This window comes from Pseudophaeobacter sp. A-200-2 (genome assembly GCF_041008815.1).
Classification (GTDB): Bacteria; Pseudomonadota; Alphaproteobacteria; order Rhodobacterales; family Rhodobacteraceae; genus Phycobacter; species Phycobacter gallaeciensis_A.
The window spans coordinates 114,006-134,974 of record NZ_JAXGFU010000011.1 but is presented as its reverse complement, the minus strand read 5'-3'; the positions used below and the strand labels follow the sequence as shown (position 1 = coordinate 134,974).

At 61.0% G+C, this 20,969-nt stretch carries 16 protein-coding genes; 9 read left to right on the top strand and 7 right to left on the bottom strand.

The genetic code is table 11. The annotated features are described in order from the left end of the window. Window positions 1-20: 20 nt before the first annotated feature. Entirely contained in the window at window positions 21-770 is a 750-nt protein-coding gene (gene ubiG / locus SM766_RS17355; RefSeq protein ID WP_274836062.1) for a bifunctional 2-polyprenyl-6-hydroxyphenol methylase/3-demethylubiquinol 3-O-methyltransferase UbiG, read from the bottom strand. Between the two features lie 49 nt (window positions 771-819). Between ubiG and pip the strand changes: the two genes are divergently transcribed. The 6 genes from pip (at window position 820) to infB (ending at window position 8,203) form a co-directional block, all read left to right on the top strand. Beyond that, window positions 820-1,800, top strand: a complete 981-nt coding sequence (pip, locus tag SM766_RS17350; RefSeq protein ID WP_065272074.1) for a prolyl aminopeptidase — start codon at window positions 820-822, stop codon at window positions 1,798-1,800. Further along, complete coding sequence (locus SM766_RS17345) at window positions 1,797-2,642, top strand: ABC transporter substrate-binding protein (protein ID WP_368948571.1); 846 nt, start codon at window positions 1,797-1,799, stop codon at window positions 2,640-2,642. Before pip ends, SM766_RS17345 begins: the two co-directional genes overlap by 4 nt. Before the next feature lie 164 nt (window positions 2,643-2,806). Beyond that, window positions 2,807-3,424 carry a ribosome maturation factor RimP gene (rimP, locus tag SM766_RS17340; RefSeq protein WP_065272077.1) on the top strand — a complete coding sequence of 206 codons (618 nt, stop codon included), beginning with the start codon at window positions 2,807-2,809 and terminating at the stop codon, window positions 3,422-3,424. Then, entirely contained in the window at window positions 3,424-5,058 is a 1,635-nt protein-coding gene (nusA, locus tag SM766_RS17335; protein ID WP_065272078.1) for a transcription termination factor NusA, read from the top strand. Before rimP ends, nusA begins: the two co-directional genes overlap by 1 nt. Before the next feature lie 29 nt (window positions 5,059-5,087). Beyond that, entirely contained in the window at window positions 5,088-5,708 is a 621-nt protein-coding gene (locus tag SM766_RS17330; RefSeq protein ID WP_274831714.1) for an RNA-binding protein, read from the top strand. Window positions 5,709-5,716: 8 nt separating this feature from the next. After that, window positions 5,717-8,203 carry a translation initiation factor IF-2 gene (gene infB / locus SM766_RS17325; RefSeq protein WP_065272080.1) on the top strand — a complete coding sequence of 829 codons (2,487 nt, stop codon included), beginning with the start codon at window positions 5,717-5,719 and terminating at the stop codon, window positions 8,201-8,203. 506 nt (window positions 8,204-8,709) lie between these two features. Here the strand turns inward: infB and mutT are convergent. Genes mutT through SM766_RS17310 form a run of 3 tightly spaced genes read right to left on the bottom strand, consistent with a single transcriptional unit; the run spans window position 8,710 to window position 11,187 of the window. Next, window positions 8,710-9,108, bottom strand: a complete 399-nt coding sequence (mutT, locus tag SM766_RS17320) for an 8-oxo-dGTP diphosphatase MutT (protein ID WP_065272081.1) — start codon at window positions 9,106-9,108, stop codon at window positions 8,710-8,712. Beyond that, window positions 9,105-10,331 carry a bifunctional glutamate N-acetyltransferase/amino-acid acetyltransferase ArgJ gene (gene argJ / locus SM766_RS17315; protein ID WP_368948570.1) on the bottom strand — a complete coding sequence of 409 codons (1,227 nt, stop codon included), beginning with the start codon at window positions 10,329-10,331 and terminating at the stop codon, window positions 9,105-9,107. The genes mutT and argJ overlap by 4 nt, the downstream gene beginning before the upstream one ends. A gap of 4 nt (window positions 10,332-10,335) precedes the next feature. Next, on the bottom strand, window positions 10,336-11,187 hold the full coding sequence (locus SM766_RS17310; RefSeq protein WP_274831711.1) for a peptidylprolyl isomerase: 852 nt from the start codon (window positions 11,185-11,187) through the stop codon (window positions 10,336-10,338). A gap of 178 nt (window positions 11,188-11,365) precedes the next feature. On the opposite strand from SM766_RS17310, the gene secA reads away from it, so the two are divergent. The 3 genes from secA to SM766_RS17295 all read left to right on the top strand — a co-directional run bounded on the left by secA (window position 11,366) and on the right by SM766_RS17295 (window position 16,802). After that, entirely contained in the window at window positions 11,366-14,092 is a 2,727-nt protein-coding gene (secA, locus tag SM766_RS17305; protein WP_368948569.1) for a preprotein translocase subunit SecA, read from the top strand. A 202-nt stretch (window positions 14,093-14,294) separates the two neighbouring features. Further along, window positions 14,295-15,224: a hypothetical protein gene (locus SM766_RS17300; protein ID WP_368948567.1), complete on the top strand. Its 930-nt coding sequence runs from the start codon at window positions 14,295-14,297 to the stop codon at window positions 15,222-15,224. Between the two features lie 24 nt (window positions 15,225-15,248). Further along, window positions 15,249-16,802 (top strand): substrate-binding domain-containing protein, encoded by a 1,554-nt coding sequence (locus tag SM766_RS17295; protein ID WP_274836071.1) that lies wholly within the window; start codon window positions 15,249-15,251, stop codon window positions 16,800-16,802. A 21-nt stretch (window positions 16,803-16,823) separates the two neighbouring features. Here SM766_RS17295 and radC read toward each other — a convergent pair whose 3' ends face one another. The 3 genes from radC to dnaK form a co-directional block, all read right to left on the bottom strand. After that, a complete protein-coding gene (gene radC, locus SM766_RS17290; protein WP_490363366.1) occupies window positions 16,824-17,597 on the bottom strand; it encodes a RadC family protein in 774 nt (257 codons plus the stop codon). A 128-nt stretch (window positions 17,598-17,725) separates the two neighbouring features. Next, the gene (gene dnaJ / locus SM766_RS17285; protein WP_065272088.1) at window positions 17,726-18,880 is read right to left on the bottom strand and encodes a molecular chaperone DnaJ; all 1,155 of its coding nucleotides are present in this window, start codon (window positions 18,878-18,880) and stop codon (window positions 17,726-17,728) included. Between the two features lie 82 nt (window positions 18,881-18,962). Then, on the bottom strand, window positions 18,963-20,882 hold the full coding sequence (gene dnaK / locus SM766_RS17280; protein ID WP_065272089.1) for a molecular chaperone DnaK: 1,920 nt from the start codon (window positions 20,880-20,882) through the stop codon (window positions 18,963-18,965). Between the last annotated feature and the right edge of the window lie 87 nt (window positions 20,883-20,969).

The following is a 20,969-nucleotide window of genomic DNA, read 5'->3' as shown; positions in this document are numbered from 1 at the left end:
GGCGGTTATCCGCCACCTTGTTACGCGGCGGGTTTGGTGCTGGCCGTGACGTAGTTGACCGAAAGATCGCGCGGAGAAATCGACCAGCCCCAGGTCACCGGGTTGAACACGAACCCCTTACGGTCGACTGGCTCCAGCCCCGCCTTGCGCAGCAGCTCGAACAGCTCGTCCGGCGTGATGAATTTGTTCCATTCATGCGTGCCACGCGGCAGCCAGCGCATCACCACCTCGGCGCCAAAGATGGCCATGACATAGCTTTTGGGATTGCGGTTGATGGTGGAACAGATCTGTAAACCACCCGGTTTCAGCAATTCCCGCGTTGCGGTCAGATAGCTCAGCGGATCGGCCACATGTTCAACCACCTCCATGTTGAGAACCACGTCGAACTGTTCACCGGCTTCGGCCAGGGCCTCGGCAGTGGTGTGGCGGTAATCGATGGTAAGGCCGGATTGTTCCGCATGAATCCGCGCCACCGGCAGGTTCCCGGCGGCAGCATCGGCCCCCACGACCTCGGCGCCAAGGCGCGCCATCGGTTCCGACAACAGCCCGCCGCCGCAGCCAATGTCGAGAAGGCGCAGGCCCCTGAATGGCTCCGGCTGCGTCAGATCACGGCCGAATTCCCCGGCGATCTGCTGGGTGATGTAATCAAGCCGACAGGGATTCAGCATATGCAACGGCTTGAACTTGCCGTTGGGATCCCACCACTCCGCGGCCATTGCTTCGAATTTGGCGATCTCGGACGGGTCTACCGTGGACTGAGGCGCTTGCATTCCTGTCTCCGTGTGTTCTTTTGTGTCTAACAGACTAGTTAGGTCAGTAATGGACAAATACTCGGACCAAAAGCGCGCAGTGCAGTATCTTTATCCTCCGGTCGATGCCTACGACCAGCGTATGCTGGATGTGGGGCAGGGCCACAGCATTTATGTTGAGCAATCGGGCAACCCCAAGGGCATTCCGGTGATTGTCTGTCATGGTGGTCCCGGCGGCGGCAGCAGCCCGGCGATGCGGCGCTATTTCGATCCCAATATCTATCGGGTGATTCTTTTTGATCAGCGCGGCTGCGGCCGCTCGCGCCCGCATGCCTCTTGCGAGGATAACACCACCTGGCACCTAGTTGCCGATATGGAGGAGATCCGCCGCCTGCTGGAGATCGACAGCTGGCTATTGTTCGGTGGCAGCTGGGGGGCGACGCTGGCGCTGATTTATGCGCAGACGCACCCGGAGCGCGTGCAGCACATCATCCTGCGCGGTGTCTTCCTGATGACGCAAAGCGAACTCGACTGGTTTTACGGGGGCGGCGCCGGGCGGTTCTGGCCGGAAACCTGGGCGCGGTTTGTCGCGCTGGTCCCGCATGACGAGCGGCACGATATGATCGCCGCTTATAACAAGCGGCTGTTTTCCGGCGATGTGAACGAGGAAATCCGATTCGGTCGTGCCTGGTCATCCTGGGAGAACGCGTTGGCCTCGGTCCATTCTAACGGTCATGGCGGCGAAAGCCCCGGCGATTATGCCCGCGCTTTTGCCCGGTTGGAAAACCACTATTTCATCAATGGCGGTTTTCTGGATTTCGATGGGCAGATCCTCGCCAATATGGGGCGGATTTCCCATATTCCGGGCATCATCGTGCAGGGCCGTTACGACATGATCTGCCCGCCGACCTCGGCCTGGCGCCTGAACGAGCTGTGGCCAAATGCCGAGTTGAAAATGATCCGCAATGCAGGTCATGCCTTGTCGGAGCCGGGAATCAGTGCCGAACTGGTGCGCACGATGGACCGGATTGCCGAGGAGATGCTGCCATGACCCGTATCGACCGCCGCGCGCTGTTCACCTCTGGTGCTGCGGCTGCCTTGCTGGCGGCGACAGGCACGTCATTGGCGGCGGCGCCGCGGGCGGGCGGGGTGCTGCGTCTTGCGGTGCCGCGTCAGGACGGGTTGATGGAACAGGTGGCGCGTGGCGCCGTCTTCGACACCCTGACAGAGATCGCGCCCGATGGCGTGTTGCGGGGCGAGCTGGCCGAGGGCTGGCACAGCAGCGACGCGGCCCGGACCTGGTCCTTTGATCTGCGCAGCGATGTGCGGTTCCATGATGGCGCGGCCATGACGGCGGCGGATGTGGTTGCCTCGCTGAGCGGGCGCGGCATCGACGGCGCCGAGGTTGCCTTGGTGCAGCAGGTCTCCGACCATCGGATCGAGATCCAGCTGACGGCCGCAAACCCCCATCTTCCTTACCTTCTGGCGGATCCGGTGCATGTCATCGCTCCGGCGGGCCAGGTGGATCTGCCTCTGGCGCAGGCCGTGGGAACCGGCTGTTACCGCGTCGAGCGGGCGCAGGACGGGCGGCATTTCCGTGCGGCAAAACTGGCCGATCATTACAAGGCCGGGCAGGCAGGCTGGGTGGATACGGTCGAGGTGATCGTCATCCCGGATGCCCGCGTGCGGGCCGAGGCACTGCGTGATGGCTATGTTGATGTGGCCGCCTTGCCCGCGCCAGAAGCGCTGATCGAAAAGGGCGGATTCCTGTATCATCCTTCGGCCAGCGACATGGCGCTGGCGGCGCGCAGCGATGTGGGCATGCCCCGCACCGTGGGTCGCCGCGCGGCGCTGGATGATGGCCGTATTGCCGAACGCTGGTGGCGGATCTGACCGGGGCACAGGCCCGGTTTCGAACTTGTCCTTGCAGATTCGCCCCATCAAGCGTATATGCCTTTCACAACAGCGGCGCGTTGGGCTCTGGTCCAAGGCTCCACCGGGATTTTCAACGGGCCGCGCGCCCGTTTTTTTGTGTCCGAAAGACAGCTGGAACCCGAATGACCAACGACCTGATTGCCAAAGCCGCGATTGACCGCCGCCTTGCCGAGATCATCACCCCGGTGATCGAGGATCTGGGCTATGAGCTGGTCCGTATCCGGCTGATGTCCGGCAAGACGACAACCCTGCAGATCATGGCCGACAAACCCGATGGCGGGATCGAAGTTGATGATTGTGCCGATATTTCGAATGCCGTCAGCGCAGTTCTGGACGTCGAGGATCCGATCCTTGATGCCTACGCGCTTGAGGTCTCCAGCCCCGGCATCGACCGCCCCCTGACGCGTCTCAAGGACTTTGACATGTTCGAAGGCTATGAGGCCAAGCTGGAAACCGCCGAGCTGATCGACGGTCGTCGCCGCTTCAAGGGCGAGCTGGCCGGTGTCGAGGATGACGAGGTTCTGATCAATATTGAGGAACACGGCGAGCCCGTGACCATCGGTCTGAAATTCGACTGGCTGAGCGATGCCAAGCTGGTGCTGACCGACGATCTGATCAAGGAAATGCTGCGCCAGCGCAAGGCGGCTGGCACGCTGAACGAAGATGCTTTTGACGACGTTATCGAAGATACGCCCCTTGAGGGCGAGGTGACCGAAGGGTCCGAAGAGGAGAACAAGTAATGGCCATCACCTCTGCAAACCAGCTTGAGCTGTTGCAAACCGCCGAAGCCGTGGCGCGCGAGAAAATGATCGACCCCGGCCTGGTGGTCGAAGCCATGGAAGAAAGCCTCGCCCGGGCGGCCAAAAGCCGCTACGGCAGCGAAATGGACATCCGTGTGTCCATCGACCGCAAGACCGGCAAGGCCACCTTTACCCGCGTCCGCTCGGTCGTCGAAGATGAAGAACTGGAAAACTACCAGTCGGAAATGACCGTCGAACAGGCCAAGCAGTACATGGCTGATCCCAAGGTGGGCGACACCTATGTGGAAGAGGTTCCGCCGGTAGAAATGGGCCGTATCGCGGCCCAATCGGCCAAGCAGGTCATCCTGCAGAAGGTCCGCGAAGCAGAGCGTGACCGCCAGTACGAAGAATTCAAGGACCGCGCCGGTACCATCATCAACGGTCTGGTCAAACGCGAAGAATTCGGCAACGTCATCGTCGATGTGGGCGCTGGCGAAGCGATCCTGCGCCGCAACGAGAAGATCGGCCGCGAAAGCTATCGTCCGAACGATCGTATCCGCTGCTACATCAAGGATGTGCGCCGCGAACCGCGCGGCCCGCAGATCTTCCTCAGCCGTACTGCGCCGGAATTCATGGCCGAGCTGTTCAAGATGGAAGTGCCTGAAATCTATGATGGTATCATCGAGATCAAGGCCGTTGCCCGTGATCCCGGTTCGCGCGCCAAGATCGCCGTGATTTCCTATGATGGTTCCATCGACCCCGTGGGCGCCTGCGTTGGTATGCGCGGCAGCCGCGTGCAGGCCGTTGTGAACGAGCTGCAGGGTGAAAAGATCGACATCATCCCGTGGAACGAAGATCAGCCGACCTTCCTCGTTAACGCGCTGCAGCCGGCCGAAGTGTCGAAAGTGGTTCTGGACGAAGAAGCCGGCAAGATCGAAGTCGTGGTCCCCGAGGAACAGCTGAGCCTCGCGATCGGCCGCCGTGGTCAGAACGTGCGTCTGGCCTCGCAGCTGACCGGTCTCGACATCGACATCATGACCGAGGAAGAGGAATCGGCGCGTCGCCAGAAGGAATTCGAAGCGCGCACCGGCCTGTTCATGGAAACTCTGGATCTGGACGAATTCTTTGCCCAGCTGCTGGTCTCCGAAGGGTTCACCAGCCTCGAAGAGGTTGCCTATGTGGAGCTCGATGAACTGCTGGTCATCGATGGTGTTGACGAAGGCACCGCCGAAGAGCTGCAGGCCCGGGCCCGTGACTACCTCGAAGCCAAGGCCAAGGCGGCGATTGATGCGGCCCGTGCGCTGGGCGCAGAGGACAGCCTGATTGACTTTGACGGTCTGACACCCCAGATGATTGAGGCACTGGCAAAGGACGGCATCAAGACGCTGGAAGACTTTGCCACCTGCGCGGACTGGGAACTGGCCGGCGGCTGGACCACGGATGGCGGCGAACGGATCAAGGACGACGGTATTCTGGAACCTTTCGGCATGTCGCTGGAAGAGGCACAGGATATGGTCATGACAGCCCGCGTCTTGCTGGGCTGGGTTGATCCCGCCGAACTGGAACCGGAAGTCTCGGAAGATGACGAGGCCGAAGGTGACGAAGAAGCCGCTGACACAGGGGCCGGGGTCTGATCCCCGCTGCTCCTGAAAGGAGACGCTGAATGGCTCGCGGAGGCGCCGAAAAAGACCGGTCAGACGGCCCGGAGCGAAAGTGCATCGCAACAGGTGAGATCCAGCCTAAGCAGGGTCTCATCCGGTTCGTGATGGGCCCCGACGGGCAGGTCGTTGCGGATGTGTTCGGTAAACTCCCCGGTCGGGGCGTTTATGTGACCGCCAGCCGTTCTGCGTTAGATACGGCGGTAAAGAAGAAACTCTTCGCCCGTGGCTTCAAGGCCCAGGTGAAGGTGCCCGAAGACCTTGCAGACGAGGTGGAGCGGCAGGTTCTGCGCCGCCTTGTTGATCTGATCAGCTTGGCCCGAAAGTCGGGTGATGCGGTCGGTGGCTATGAAAAAGTCAAGGATTGGCTGCTGAAGGAAGAGGCGAGTGTGCTGATTCAGGCGGCTGACGGATCCGGGCGTGGAAAGTCGAAACTGAGCACGCCGCACCGAGGGAACTATATCGGTTGCCTCTCTGCGGATGAGCTGGGGATGGCATTTGGGCGTCAAACTGTGATACATGCGGCGCTGGCCTCTGGTGGACTCAGCAAACGTGTTGTAGAGGAAGCGCAACGATTGCAGGGTTTGCGCGAAATGGTGGGCGGCAAGGGCCGCACGGAAGGATAAAGAGCTTTATGAGCGATAGTGACGGCAAAAAGACATTGGGTTTGCGTGGTGGTTCCCGGCCTGGGAACGTGAAACAAAGCTTCAGCCATGGGCGGACCAAGAATGTCGTAGTGGAAACCAAGCGCAAACGCGTTGTGGTTCCCAAGCCGGGTGCGGGTAAAGGCGGCAGTGGTGCGTCTCCCGCGACGGATGGATCCCGTCGACCTGCCGGCATCACCGACGCGGAAATGGCCCGCCGCCTGAAGGCGCTGCAGGCTGCCAAGGCGCGTGAAGTCGAAGAAGCCGCGCAGCGCGAAGCCGAGGAAAAGGCCCGTGCCGAAGAGCGTGAGCGCCGCCGCGCCGAGCAGGAAGCCAAGGAACGCGAACAGCGCGAAGCCGAGGAAAAAGCCCGTCGCAAGGCGGAAGAGGAAGAGCGCAAGCGCCTCGAAGCTGAAGAGGCGGCCAAGCGTGCAGCAGCCGCTCCGGCAGCAGAGCCGGAGAAGGCAAAATCTGCCGGTCCCGCCGCAGGTCGTTCTGCGGCCAAACCCGCAGCCCAAGCCCCGCGCAAAGCTGACCGCGAACGCGAAGAGCGTGGCCGTGGTGGCAAAGGCCGCGATCAGGGTCGCCGTTCCGGCAAACTGACACTGGGTCAGGCAACCGGCGAAGGTGGCCGCCAGCGGTCCATGGCCGCAATGAAGCGCAAGCAGGAGCGCGCGCGTCAGAAGGCAATGGGCACCGTCGAGCGTGAAAAGGTCATCCGTGACGTGCAGCTGCCGGAAACCATCGTTGTTTCCGAGCTGGCAAACCGTATGGCAGAACGCGTTGGTGACGTGGTCAAATCGCTCATGAACATGGGCATGATGGTCACCCAGAACCAGTCGATCGACGCCGATACGGCTGAACTGATCATCGAAGAATTCGGCCACAAAGTTGTCCGCGTTTCCGACTCTGACGTCGAAGACGTGATCAAAGAGGTCGAGGACAAGGAAGAAGATCTGCAGCCGCGTCCGCCGGTGATCACCATCATGGGCCACGTCGACCACGGTAAAACCTCGCTGCTGGATGCGATCCGCGATGCGCGGGTTGTGGCTGGCGAAGCAGGCGGTATCACCCAGCACATCGGTGCGTATCAGGTGACCACCGATAGCGGCACCGTACTGAGCTTCCTCGATACGCCGGGCCACGCGGCCTTCACCTCGATGCGCTCTCGCGGTGCTCAGGTGACGGATATCGTGGTTCTGGTTGTGGCTGCCGACGATTCGGTCATGCCGCAGACCATCGAGGCGATCAACCACGCCAAGGCTGCCGGTGTTCCGATGATCGTGGCGATCAACAAGATCGACAAACCTGCCGCCGATCCGAACAAGGTGCGTGCCGAGCTGCTGCAACACGAGGTGATCGTGGAAGCCATGTCCGGCGACGTTCAGGACGTGGAAGTGTCCGCCGTGACCGGCCAGGGCCTGGATGAACTGCTGGAAGCCATCGCGCTTCAGGCGGAAATCCTGGAACTGAAAGCCAACCCGAACCGTGCCGCCCAAGGCGCCGTGATCGAAGCACAGCTGGACGTGGGCCGCGGCCCGGTTGCCACTGTTCTGGTTCAGAACGGTACCCTGCATCAGGGCGACATCTTCGTTGTGGGTGAGCAGTACGGTAAGGTCCGTGCGCTGATCAACGACAAGGGTGAGCGCGTCAAGGAAGCCGGTCCGTCGGTTCCGGTCGAGGTTCTGGGTCTCAATGGCACGCCCGAAGCGGGTGACGTGCTGAACGTGACCGAGACCGAGGCACAGGCCCGCGAAATCGCGGAATACCGCGAGCAGGCCGCCAAGGACAAACGCGCCGCAGCCGGTGCTGCGACCACTCTGGAACAGCTGATGGCCAAGGCTAAGGAAGACGAAAACGTCTCCGAACTGCCGATCCTGGTCAAAGCAGACGTGCAGGGCTCTGCCGAAGCGATCGTTCAGGCGATGGAGAAGATCGGCAACGACGAGGTGCGCGTGCGCGTGCTGCACTCGGGTGTTGGTGCCATCACCGAAACCGATATCGGCCTGGCCGAAGCTTCCGGTGCGCCGGTCATGGGCTTCAACGTTCGTGCCAATACTTCGGCCCGTAACACTGCCAACCAGAAGGGCGTCGAGATCCGCTATTACTCGGTGATCTATGACCTTGTGGATGACGTGAAAGCGGCGGCCTCTGGCCTGCTGTCGGCCGAGATCAAGGAAAACTTCATCGGCTACGCGACCATCAAGGACGTGTTCAAGGTCTCCAACGTCGGCAAGGTTGCCGGCTGTCTGGTCACCGAAGGCGTTGCCCGTCGCTCGGCTGGTGTGCGTCTGCTGCGTGACAACGTTGTGATCCACGAAGGCACGCTGAAAACGCTGAAGCGCTTCAAGGATGAAGTCGCAGAGGTTCAGTCCGGTCAGGAATGCGGTATGGCCTTTGAGAACTACGAAGATATTCGCGCAGGCGATGTCATCGAGATCTTCGAGCGTCAGGAAGTTGAACGTAAGCTCGACTAAGGCGCTGCGACACTCAGAAACAGTCAAAACCCCGGCCTCTGTGCCGGGGTTTTTGCATCTTTGAGGTGGTGGGAGGTCTAGTGCCCGCCAAAACGGCTGAGGGCAGCCGCCGGGCTGCCCTCTATTGCCGTGAGTGATTGGTCTTCAGTGTGCCGCGAAAATCGGTGGTATTCGGAGGCGTTCTGCCGCGCCTACCGGCACCCCGTTGCGGTCGTTGATGTGTGCCTGCATGAACCTGTCCCGGACCAGAAAACATGTGCCCAAATAGGTCCACTTGTTGTCTGATCCTTCGTCAGGGAGAAGTTCAAAAAGGTTCACTGCCAGATAGTGTAACCAGTTTTTGACAAATTGGTTAACAAAATCTTGACGACATGTGCCAAAGCTACAATGGCTAGTGTTTCTACCGACAAATCTCCAATATCCGGTAGTAAATTGCGTCCGGATTGGAGGGGAAGTTGGGGGTATGCAGAGGGCAACCCGCCGGGCGGCCCGCCAGTTTTTGAACGCTACAGCCAATCCCGCAGGATCGGAATCAGCGGAATATCGGCCGGAGGCATCGGGTAATCACGCAGCTCTTGCGGCCGCGCCCATTTCAGAACCTGGCCTTCCCGGGCCTGCGGAATGCCCTCCCATTTGCGGCATGCAAACAGCGGCATCAGCAGGTGAAAATCTTCATAGCTGTGGCTGGCAAAGGTCAGCGGCGCCAGGCAGGATTGCCAGGTGTTGATGCCCAGCTCCTCTTCCAGTTCGCGGATCAGCGCCACTTCGGGGGTCTCCCCGGCTTCAACCTTGCCGCCGGGGAATTCCCAAAGCCCGGCCATGGATTTGCCTTCGGGGCGCTGCGCCAGCAGGATCCGCCCTTCGACGTCGATCAGGGCCACGGCCGAGACGAGAACCGTTTTCATGACCGGTAATCCGCGTTGATGGTGATGTATTGATGGGTCAAATCGCAGGTCCAGACCGTTGCCGCGCCATCGCCAAGACCCAGATCCACCTTGATCGTGATCTCGTCCTGTTTCATTTGCGCGGCGCCGTCCTCTTCCTTGTATGAGGGCGCAACCCAGCCTTTTTCGGCCACCAGAACATCGCCGAAGGAGATCGACAGCAGGTCCCGGTCCGCCGCAGCGCCGGATTTTCCGATTGCCATCACCACGCGGCCCCAGTTGGGGTCCTCACCCGCGATTGCGGTTTTCACCAGAGGCGAATTGGCAATCGCCAGCCCGTGGGTCTTGGCATCTGCGTCGCTTTCGGCGCCGGTCACCTGGATCTCGACGAACTTCGTAGCGCCTTCCCCATCGCGGACGACTTGATGCGCCAGATCCAGCATCACGCCCTCCAGCGCCTGCTCAAACTCCGGGTTCCCGGTTGCATCAACGCCCGATGCGCCGGTCGCACAGAGCATCAGGCTGTCCGAGGTCGAGGTGTCGCTGTCTACCGTGATGCAGTTGAAGGTCCGGTCACAGATTTTGGCCAGCTGCGCCTGCAGCGCGCTTTGCTCGACCTTGGCATCGGTGAAGATATAGACCAGCATGGTCGCCATATCAGGCGCAATCATGCCAGATCCTTTGGCGATCCCGGCGATGTTCACGGTCTGCCCGTCGATGGTGACGGTGGCGCCAGCGCCCTTGGCAAAGGTATCGGTGGTCATGATGGCGGCGGCTGCTGCTTCCAGCGCATCGGCATTCAGCCCATCATTCAGCTCGGCGATTTTGGCGACGATCCGATCATGCGGCAGCGGTTCACCAATCACCCCGGTCGAGGCGGTAAAGACGCGCCCTGCTGGTGCCCCAGTGATGCCGGAGACGGCGGCGACGATCTCTGCCACCGAGGTTTGTCCGTGATGACCGGTAAAGGCATTGGAATTGCCCGAGTTGACCAGAATCGCGGCGCTCGCCGAAGGGTCTGCCCCAAGTTTCTCCTGACAATCGCGCACAGGTGCAGATCGCGTCTTGGAGCGAGTGAACACCCCGGAAACCGTGGTGCCCGGATCCAGTACCGCCAGCATCACATCGGTCCGGTCCTTGTATTTTACACCAGCGGCTGCGGTGGCGAACCGCACGCCTTTGATCGTGGGAAGATCGGGAAATCCGGCCGGAGCCAGTGGAGAACGGGGCAGAGGTTTTGCCATCGGATCAGTTCCTTACAAGACCAAGATCTTTGATCATCGCGGGGTCCAGCCCTTCGATTTCGGGTCGTTCGATGGTGGCCTCAGCGGTCAGTGCGTTGACGCGATCTTCGACAGCGCGTGTCCGCAGTTCCTGCTCCAGCTCGCCGCGCACTTCGTCAAAGCTGGGCGCGGCAGATTTGCGCCGTTCGCGCAGCAGGATCACGTGCCAGCCGAACTGGGTTTTCACAGGATCCGAGATATCCCCCGACCGCATGGCAAGCACAGCCTCTTCGAATTCGGGAACCATACTACCCAGCCCGAACCAGCCCAGATCACCGCCGCTTGGCCCGGAGGGGCCGGTCGACCGCGCCTTGGCAGTGGTGGCAAAATCAGCGCCGTCTTCCAGCTCCATCTTGATCTTTTTGGCTTCTTCTTCGGTTTCCACCAGAATGTGCGCCGCGTGGAATTCATCGCCGCCATCGCCGGTGGAGTATTTACGGTCATAGGCCGCGCGCAGGGCTTCCTCACCGGTTGCGTTGGCCATCACCATTTCGATGACATCAGCGGCCAGCAATGCCCGGCTTTCGTTTTCGACCGACAGCTCCACGTAATGGGGCACTTCGCCATGCAGTTGCTGTTTCAGTGCCGTCTGCTGGATCAGCTGGTCCAGAATGGCGTTGTACAGCACCTCGTCCGGCAGTTGCTTGTACTGCTGCGGCAGGTTTTCACGGGCCATGATCATGTGACCAAGGGTGATCTCTTCGCCGTTGACTGAGGCCACCACGGTATTGGCATGCGGTGCGGCCTGTACCGACAAAGGCAGCGCCATTACGGCCGCGGTTGCCGCGCCTCGCAGAAAAGTGAGACCTTTCAGCATTCAATTCTTCCTATTCCCGGGCCGCAGCATGGCGCGGCGTTGACACTTATATGCCTGCCGCTTACATCGCCTAAGGGCCAATGGCAGGACCGTCGTTTCCACCTTTGTTTATGGGTTGCGGGCAGGGCGGGCAAGCCTGCCTTAGGTCAGAAGCCATGACAGGACCGTGGGAGAGCACATGCTGGGTATCGGAACACTCGCCAAAAAGATTTTCGGCACACCGAATGACCGAAAAATCAAGGCGACGCGGCCGCTGATCGCAAAGATCAACGCGCTGGAACCCGAATTCGAAAAGCTCAGCGACCAGGGTCTGATCGAGAAAACCGAAGAGCTGCGCAAACGCGCGCTGGACGGTGAAGCCCTCGACGCTCTGTTGCCCGAAGCCTTTGCCAACGTACGCGAAGGGGCCCGCCGGGCGCTGGGTCTTCGGGCCTTTGATACGCAGCTGATGGGCGGTGTCTTCTTGCACCAGGGCAATATCGCCGAGATGAAAACGGGTGAGGGTAAGACACTTGTCGCCACTTTCCCGGCCTACCTCAATGCGCTGACCGGTAAGGGCGTGCATGTGGTTACGGTGAACGAATACCTGGCCAAACGTGACAGCGAATGGATGGGCAAGGTCTTTGAGCAGCTGGGCATGACCACAGGCGTGATCTGGTCCGGTCAGCCCGACGATCAGAAGATGGCGGCCTACCAGTCCGATGTGACCTATGCGACCAACAACGAGTTGGGCTTTGACTACCTGCGCGACAACATGAAGCCCAGCCTGGACCAGGTGTTCCAGAAGTATCACAACTTTGCCATCGTCGATGAGGTCGACTCGATCCTGATCGACGAGGCACGTACGCCGCTGATCATTTCCGGCCCGGCTGAAGATCGCTCCGAGCTTTATACCACCATCGACACGGTGATCCCGCTCTTGAGCGAGGAACACTACGAGATCGACGAGAAGACCCGCGGTGTGACCTTCACCGAAGAGGGCAACGAATACCTTGAGCAGAAGCTGATCGAACGCGGCCTGCTGGAAGAGGGGGCCTCGCTCTATGACCCCGAAAGCACCACCGTGGTGCACCACGTCAACCAGGCCCTGCGCGCGCATAAACTGTTCCAGCGTGACAAGGACTACATCGTGCGCGATGGCGAGGTTGTGCTGATCGACGAATTCACCGGCCGCATGATGGCCGGGCGCCGCCTGTCCGAAGGCCTGCATCAGGCCATCGAAGCCAAGGAAGAGGTGCAGATCCAGCCCGAGAACACGACGCTGGCTTCGGTGACCTTCCAGAACTATTTCCGCCTTTATGACCGCCTGTCGGGCATGACCGGTACTGCCATGACCGAAGCCGAGGAATTCGCCGAGATCTATGGTCTGGGCGTGGTTGAGGTTCCGACCAACCGGCCGATTGCACGGGTGGACGAGGACGACCAGGTCTACCGCACCGCGATGGAAAAATACCGCGCGATGATCGAAGAGACCAAGAAGGCCCATGCCAAGGGGCAGCCGGTTCTTCTGGGCACCACCTCGATCGAGAAATCCGAACTGCTGAGCCAGATGCTGCAGCAGGAAGGCATCGAACACAACGTGCTGAACGCGCGCCACCACGAGCAGGAAGCGCAGATCGTCGCCGATGCCGGGCGGCTTGGCGCGGTGACCATCGCCACCAACATGGCTGGCCGGGGTACCGACATTCAGCTGGGCGGCAACGTCGACATCAAGGTGATGGCCGCGCTTGAGGCCAACCCCGATGCCGATCCTGCCGAGCTGCGCGCCGCCGAGGAAGCCAAGCACGCCGAAGAAAAGCAGAAGGTTCTGGACGCGGGCGGCCTGTTCGTGATGGCCTCTGAACGCCACGAAAGCCGCCGCATCGACAACCAGCTGCGCGGCCGTTCGGGCCGACAGGGTGACCCGGGCCGCACCCGGTTCTATCTCAGCCTCGAAGACGACCTGATGCGCATCTTCGGGTCCGAGCGTCTCGACAAGGTCCTGTCTTCGCTGGGCATGAAGGAAGGCGAAGCGATTATTCACCCTTGGGTGAACAAATCGCTGGAACGTGCCCAGGCCAAGGTCGAGGGCCGCAACTTCGATATGCGTAAGAACGTGCTGAAGTTCGACGATGTGATGAACGACCAGCGCAAGGTGATCTTTGGCCAGCGCCGTGAAATCATGGCGGCAGAGGATCTGTCCGAGATCGTCAATGATATGCGTCACGAGGTGATCGACGACCTGATCGACACTTACATGCCGCCCAAGACCTACGCCGAACAGTGGGACACCGCAGGCCTGCAGGCCGCTGTGCTTGAAGGGCTGGGCATCGACGCGCCGGTGGCCGAATGGGCTGCCGAGGAAGGCGTCGACGACGAACAGATCCGCGAACGGCTTGAGGCCGCAAGCGATGCGCTGATGGCGGAAAAGACCGAGGCCTTCGGTCCGGAAAACATGCGCAACATCGAAAAGCAGGTGCTGCTGCAGACCATCGACGCCAAGTGGCGCGAACATCTGCTGACGCTGGAGCATCTGCGTTCGGTTGTGGGTTTCCGCGGCTATGCGCAGCGTGATCCGCTGAACGAGTATAAGAACGAAAGCTTCCAGCTGTTCGAAAGCATGCTCGACTCCCTGCGCGAAGACGTTGCCAAGCAGCTGAGCCGCGTGCGTCCGATGAACGAAGAAGAGCAGCGCCAGATGATGATGGAAATGGCAGCCCGCCAGGCCGCCATTCAGCAAATGGCCTCCGCCGGCGGTGCACCTGCGCCTGCTGCAGAAGGCGAAGCTGTTGCTGAACTCGTGGAAGAGCCCGCGCCCGGATTTGTCGAGGATGATCCCGAAACCTGGGGCAACCCGTCGCGCAATGACAAATGCCCCTGTGGATCGGGCAAGAAGTTCAAACATTGCCACGGGCGTCTGGCCTGAGATACGCCTGCATGCCCGGTTGAACGCCAGCCGTTTTAACCGGGGATCGGCCCCTGATTTGGCCTGACCGCACGCGTGGGCCATTCAGACAGAGATATTAAAATTCTCTTTATTCTGCCCGAATCTCTCCCGCAGGCGGCCACAAACTGGCCGCCTTTCCCATGCTACACTTCCTTAACCTATCCAGGGTGTGGAGTGTGTGATGATGGACAAACGTATCTTGATCTTGAGCAGCGGAACCGTGGCTTGTGCGCTGGGGATCGGCTTTTTCATGCAGCAGTCCGCCGCTCCGCGTATCTATGAAACACCGGAGATCAGTGCCGCGTCGGTGCAGGTCCCGGCCGATCCGGATCTGTCCGAGCTGACCATCGAGAACATCACGCTGACCTCGGTTCCGCACGAAGGTCCGGCGCCGCAGCAGGCAGAGACCGTGCAGGCCGAAGCGGTCGTCGCCAAGGATGACTGCGCCCTGTCGGTCGCAGCTAATGCACTGCCCGGTGCCATGGTTAAACTCGACGTATCCGCGCCCTGCCAGGCGGGAAAGCGGCTGACGGTGCATCATCAGGGCATGATGTTCACGGTAGCGCTGGATGATGCGGGCCATCTGACACAAGAGGTGCCAGCCCTGGCCACTTCGGCGGTATTCATCATCGAGCCGCAGGACGGGATGGCCGAAGTCGCGGTGGTACCGGTGCCGGACCTTTCCGAAATCGACCGCGTCGCGCTGCAATGGACCGGCAACAGCGGTTTTGAAATTCATGCCCGCGAAAACGGCGCCGACTATGGCGCGCCGGGGCATGTCTGGCATGGTTCTGATCCGGCCTCTGGCATGGGCCATATGGTGCGGCTGGGTGATGACAGCCAGTTGGCGCCGCGTCTGGCCGAGGTTTACAGCTTCCCGCGCGCCGCCGAACAAGCCGGTGAAACGGTGGAAATCAGCGTCGAGGCAGAGATCACCGCGATCAACTGTGGCCGTGATGTTGAGGCGCAGGCCCTGACCCTGCATCGGGCTGGCGGGCAGAGCAAATTGCAGACCCGTGACCTGACGCTGGCAATCCCCGATTGCGCGGCCAAGGGTGACTTTCTGGTGTTGAATAATCTGTTGGAAAACCTGAAAATCGCCTCCAACTGATCCGCATTCATTCCAGGATTTCTCATGGCTTTCTTTCGTGCGGCGATTTGCGCCGCACTTCTTCTGTCCGGAACTGTCACATCGCTGGCCGCCCAGGATGTCACGCTGTCTTCTCCCGATGGGGCCGTGGAAATCACCGGCAACCTGTTGGGATTCGACGGAGAATATTACCGTGTCGACACCAAGTTCGGCGAGTTGACCGTCGACGGATCCGGGGTCAGCTGTGACGGGCCGGGCTGTCCCAGCCTGTCGGATTACGTGGCAGAGATCACTCTATCGGGGTCCTCGACCATGGCAGAGGTCCTGCTGCCCGCCCTGATCGAAGGGTTTGCCCTGCGCAACGGCTACCAGACGCGCCGCGATCCGCTGCCCGGCGACAATTTCGAATATGTTCTGCTGCGCGGGGATCGTCCCGCCGCCCGGTTCGATTTTTTCGTCAGCAATACCGACGAAGGCTTTGCTGATCTTCTGGCGGATGAGGCCGATATCGTCATGGCGCTGCGGGAAATCCGCCCGGCCGAGCGCGAACACGCGCAGGCGGCTGGCATGGGGGATATGACGGGCCCGTCGCGTAGCCGGGTTCTGGCGCTTGATGCGATGGTGCCGCTGGTGTCGCCGGAAAACCCGGTGCAGCGTATCTCTCTGCCGCAGCTGGTTGCGATCCTTTCCGGTGAGATCACCAACTGGTCCGAGCTGGGCGGCGCCGATGCACCGATTTCCCTGCACCTGCCGGTCGAAGGCTCCGGCCTGGCCCAGGCGGTTGAGGACAAGCTGCTGGCCCCGGCCAAGGCGACATTAATGCCTGATCTGCGTCGCCATGACCGGCACAGCACGATGGTGCGCATGGTTGCCACGGACCCCTTCGCACTCGCTATCGGCAGTTTTGCCAATACGGGCACCGCGCGAGCGCTGACCCTGACCGGGCCATGTGGGTTCTCCCTGCGCGCGACGCGCCGGTCGATCAAGACTGAGGATTACCCGCTGACCTCTCCCATGTTCCTTTACCTGCCGGAACGACGGCTGCCCAAGGTGGCGCGGGATTTCCTTAGCTACGTGCGTGGTCCCGGCGCGCAGATTGTGATCCGCAGGGCGGGATTCGTCGATCAGGCGCCGGAACGCGTGTCGATTGCCGCCCAGGGGGACCGGCTGGCCAACGCGATAGAGGCGGCAGGGCCAGAGGTGGATCTGGAAGAACTGCAGCGGCTGACATCTACTCTGCGCGGGCTCCAGAGGCTGACAACATCCTTCCGGTTTGAACCGGGTTCAACCCGCCCTGATGCCCAGTCCCGTAGCAACATCGAACAATTGGGCCGGGCGCTGGAGGCCGGGATCTACGATTCGCACAGGTTGCTCTTCGTCGGCTTCTCCGACGGAGTGGGACCGGCTGAGACAAACCGCAAGATCGCCATTAAGCGGGCCAATGCGGTACGCGATGCGGTGGCGGCAGCGGCAGAGACCGCCAATCTCGACCGGGTAGAGATCGACGTGGCTGCCTTTGGTGAGGCTCTGCCCATGGCCTGCGATGACAGCGCCTGGGGCCGCGAGGTGAACCGCCGGGTCGAAGTCTGGGTACGTTGACCCTTGCGATGGGTGCCAGAGCTACAGATACCCGTGGCTGCGAAAGCTGAGTTCGGATGATTTCCCGATGATCAGGTGATCGTGCAGAGTGATGCCAAGCGCGGTCAGGGCGTTCTCAATGGTTGCGGTCATGCTGATATCGCTTTCCGAGGGGGTTGGATCGCCCGAGGGGTGATTGTGCACCAGAATCACAGCGCTGGCGTTCACCTCCAGCGCCCGTTTGGCGACCTCGCGCGGGTAGACCGGCACATGATCGACGGTGCCGCGAGCCTGTTCCTCATCCGCGATCAGCACGTTCTTGCGGTCCAGGAACAGCACCCGGAATTGCTCGACTTCAGAGTGGGACATGGTGGTGTGGCAGTAGTCCAGCAGCGCATCCCAACTGGATAGCACCTGCCGCTGCATGATGCGGGAACGCGCCATTCGGTGGGCGGCGGCCTCCAGCACCTTAAGGTCGGTGATCACCGCTTCGCCGATGCCTTTCACCCGCAACAGGCGCTCTGCCGGGGCGGTGATGACCCGGTTGAAATCGCCAAAGGTATCCATCAGTCGGCGTGCCAGCGGTTTGACGTCCTGACGCGGGATAGACCGGAACAGTATCAGCTCAAGCAGCTCATAATCTGGCATGGCTGCCGCGCCGCCCTCCATGAACCGCAGGCGCAGCCGGGCGCGGTGATCCTTGATATAGGACGGTAGGCGTCCGGCAGGCACCAGCGCATCGCGCGCTTCGTCACTGCAATCAAACAGTGGCAGGGTCTTGTCCCGGAATGCGCCAGCTTTCACCACGATCACCATCGTTGAAGGTATCAGGCCTGTCCTCGGTATTAAGGGCCAGCGCAGTGGGCTGCACAAAGTAAAAACGCCCCACGAGGGGGCGTTTTTGCGATGGTATTCGACCCGAAAGCCGGGGAGGGTTCAGGGGCTTACCCCTTCATTCCGTCCCAGAAGCTTTTGACCGAGGAGAAGAAGCTGCGGGATTCCGGGTTCGTGTTCTCTTCCGAGAGATCTTCGAACTCGCGCAGCAGTTCCTTTTGTCGGGAGGTCAGGTTGACCGGTGTTTCCACGGCCAGCTCGATGAACATGTCACCGGGGCTGCCGCCACGCAGCGCGGGCATACCCTTGCCGCGCAGGCGCATCTGACGGCCCGACTGGCTGCCTTCGGGGATCTGGACGCGTCCACGGCCGCCGTCGATGGTCGGCACCTCGATGGCACCGCCCAGGGCAGCTTTGGCCATCGACACGGGCACCCGGCAATAAAGATTGTTGCCGTCGCGTTCGAACAGGTCGTGCGGTGAAACCTCGACAAAGATGTAGAGGTCGCCCGGAGGCCCGCCGCGCAGGCCCGCCTCGCCTTCGCCCGCCAGACGGATCCGTGTGCCGGTTTCCACGCCCGCCGGAATATTCACCGACAGCGAGCGGTCCTTTTCCACGCGGCCATGGCCGTGGCAGGTTTTGCACGGGTTCTTGATGATCTGGCCCAGGCCCGAACAGGTCGGGCAGCTGCGCTCCACCGTGAAAAAGCCCTGTTGCGCACGGACCTTACCCATACCCGAACAGGTCGGGCAGGTGGTGGGTTCGACCCCACCTTCGGCACCGGTGCCCTCGCAGGAGGTACAGGCGACCGAGGTCGGAACCTTGATCGTCTTGTGCAGCCCGGAGAAGGCCTCTTCCAGGGTGACGCGCAGGTTATAGCGCAGATCCGCGCCGCGCGATGCGCGCTGACGCCCGCCTGCTTGGCCGCGTCCGCCCATAAAGTCGCCGAACAGGTCGTCGAACACATCCGAGAAGGCCGAGGAGAAATCGCCGCCGCCCGGATGGCCGCCGCGGGGACCGCCGCCACCGCCCATGCCGTTTTCAAAGGCCGCATGACCATAGCGGTCATAGGCTGCCTTCTTCTCGGCGTCCTTCAGAACCTCGTAGGCCTCGTTGGCCTCTTTGAACTGCGCTTCGGCATCCGGGTTATCGGCATTGCGATCCGGGTGCAGTTCCTTGGCTTTCTTGCGATAGCCTTTTTTGATTTCCTCGGCGGTGGCGCCTTTGGCCACCCCGAGAATGTCGTAATAGTCGCGTTTTGACATCGGTTTACCCCTTCTGCCTCAACGTAAAACGGGCCAGTCCGGGGTCCGGACCGGCCCGAGGGTCAAGCCAATGATTCAGACCTTAGCGCTTGTCGCCGTCCAGGTCTTCGAATTCGGCATCCACGATGTCGTCGTCGCCCGGGCCGCTGGCTTCGTCAGCGGCTGTGGGTTCTTCTTCACCTTCTTCAGCCTGCGCCTTGTAGATCGCTTCGCCCAGTTTCATCGCCGCTTCGGTGACGTTCTGGATGCCAGCCTTGATCTTCTCGGCGTTGGCTTTGTCGCTTTCCAGGTCGTCCTTCAGCGCGGCAACCGCCAGTTCGATCACTTCGACGGTGGACGGGTCCACCTTGTCGCTGTGCTCTTCGAGCGACTTCTCGGTCGAATGGATCAGGCTTTCGGCCTGGTTCTTCGCTTCGATCAGCTCGCGGCGTTCCTTGTCCGCCTCGGCGTTGTCCTCGGCGTCCTTGACCATCTTTTCGATGTCGTCATCGGACAGACCGCCCGAAGCCTGAATGGTGATCGTCTGCTCTTTGCCGGTCGCCTTGTCCTTGGCGCCGACCGAAACGATACCGTTGGCGTCGATGTCAAAGGTCACTTCGATCTGCGGCATGCCGCGCGGTGCCGGGGGGATGTCCTCGAGGTTGAACTGACCGAGCATCTTGTTGTCGGCAGCCATCTCGCGCTCACCCTGGAACACACGAATGGTCACGGCGTTCTGGTTGTCTTCCGCGGTCGAGAACACCTGCGACTTCTTGGTCGGGATAGTGGTGTTGCGGTCGATCAGGCGGGTGAAGACACCACCCAGGGTTTCGATACCCAAGCTCAGCGGGGTCACGTCGAGCAGAACAACGTCTTTCACGTCACCCTGCAGAACACCGGCCTGAATGGCGGCGCCCATGGCAACCACTTCGTCCGGGTTCACACCCTTGTGCGGCTCTTTACCGAAGAACTTGGTCACCTCTTCGATGACTTTCGGCATCCGGGTCATACCACCGACCAGAACCACCTCATCAATGTCGGACGCGGACAGACCGGCGTCTTTCAGAGCTGCGGCGCAGGGCTTCATCGAAGCCTTGATCAGGTCGCCAACCAGGCTTTCCAGCTTGGCGCGGGTCAGTTTCATGACCATGTGCAGCGGCTGGCCCGAGGACGGATCCATCGAGATGAACGGCTGGTTGATTTCGGTCTGCGAGCTGGAGGACAGTTCGATCTTGGCTTTTTCAGCGGCTTCTTTCAGTCGCTGCAGGGCCATCTTGTCCTTGGTCAGGTCGACCTGGTGCTCTTTCTTGAACTGATCTGCCAGGTAGTTGACGATGCGCATGTCAAAGTCTTCACCACCGAGGAAGGTGTCGCCGTTGGTCGACTTCACTTCGAACAGGCCGTCGTCGATTTCCAGAATGGTCACGTCGAAGGTACCACCACCAAGGTCATAAACCGCGATGGTCTGGGTGTCTTCCTTGTCGAGGCCATAGGCCAGCGCGGCGGCTGTCGGCTCGTTGATGATACGCAGGACTTCAAGACCGGCGATCTTGCCTGCGTCTTTGGTGGCCTGACGCTGTGCGTCGTTGAAATAGGCAGGCACGGTGATGACGGCCTGGGTCACTTCCTCACCGAGGTAGGACTCCGCGGTCTCTTTCATCTTGCCGAGAATGAAGGCCGAGATCTGGCTCGGCGAATACTTCTCACCCTTGGCTTCGACCCATGCGTCGCCATTGCCGCCGCTGATCACGTTGAACGGCAGGTTTTTCTTGTCTTTTGCCAGATCCGCATCGTCAAACCGGCGGCCGATCAGGCGCTTGACGCCGAAGATGGTGTTGTCCGGGTTGGTGACGGCCTGACGTTTGGCGGGCTGGCCAACCAGACGCTCTTCGTCGGTGAATGCGACGATGGACGGAGTGGTGCGGGTCCCTTCGGCGTTTTCAATCACGCGCGGCTGCGAACCATCCATGATGGCAACGCAGGAGTTGGTGGTCCCGAGGTCGATCCCGATAACTTTGCTCATTTTCGATCCCTTTTCTTTTCAAGGCGATTTCCCGAGACCTGGACCCGTTTTGGCATCCAGACCCCGATTTCGGTGCCAGGAGGTCTG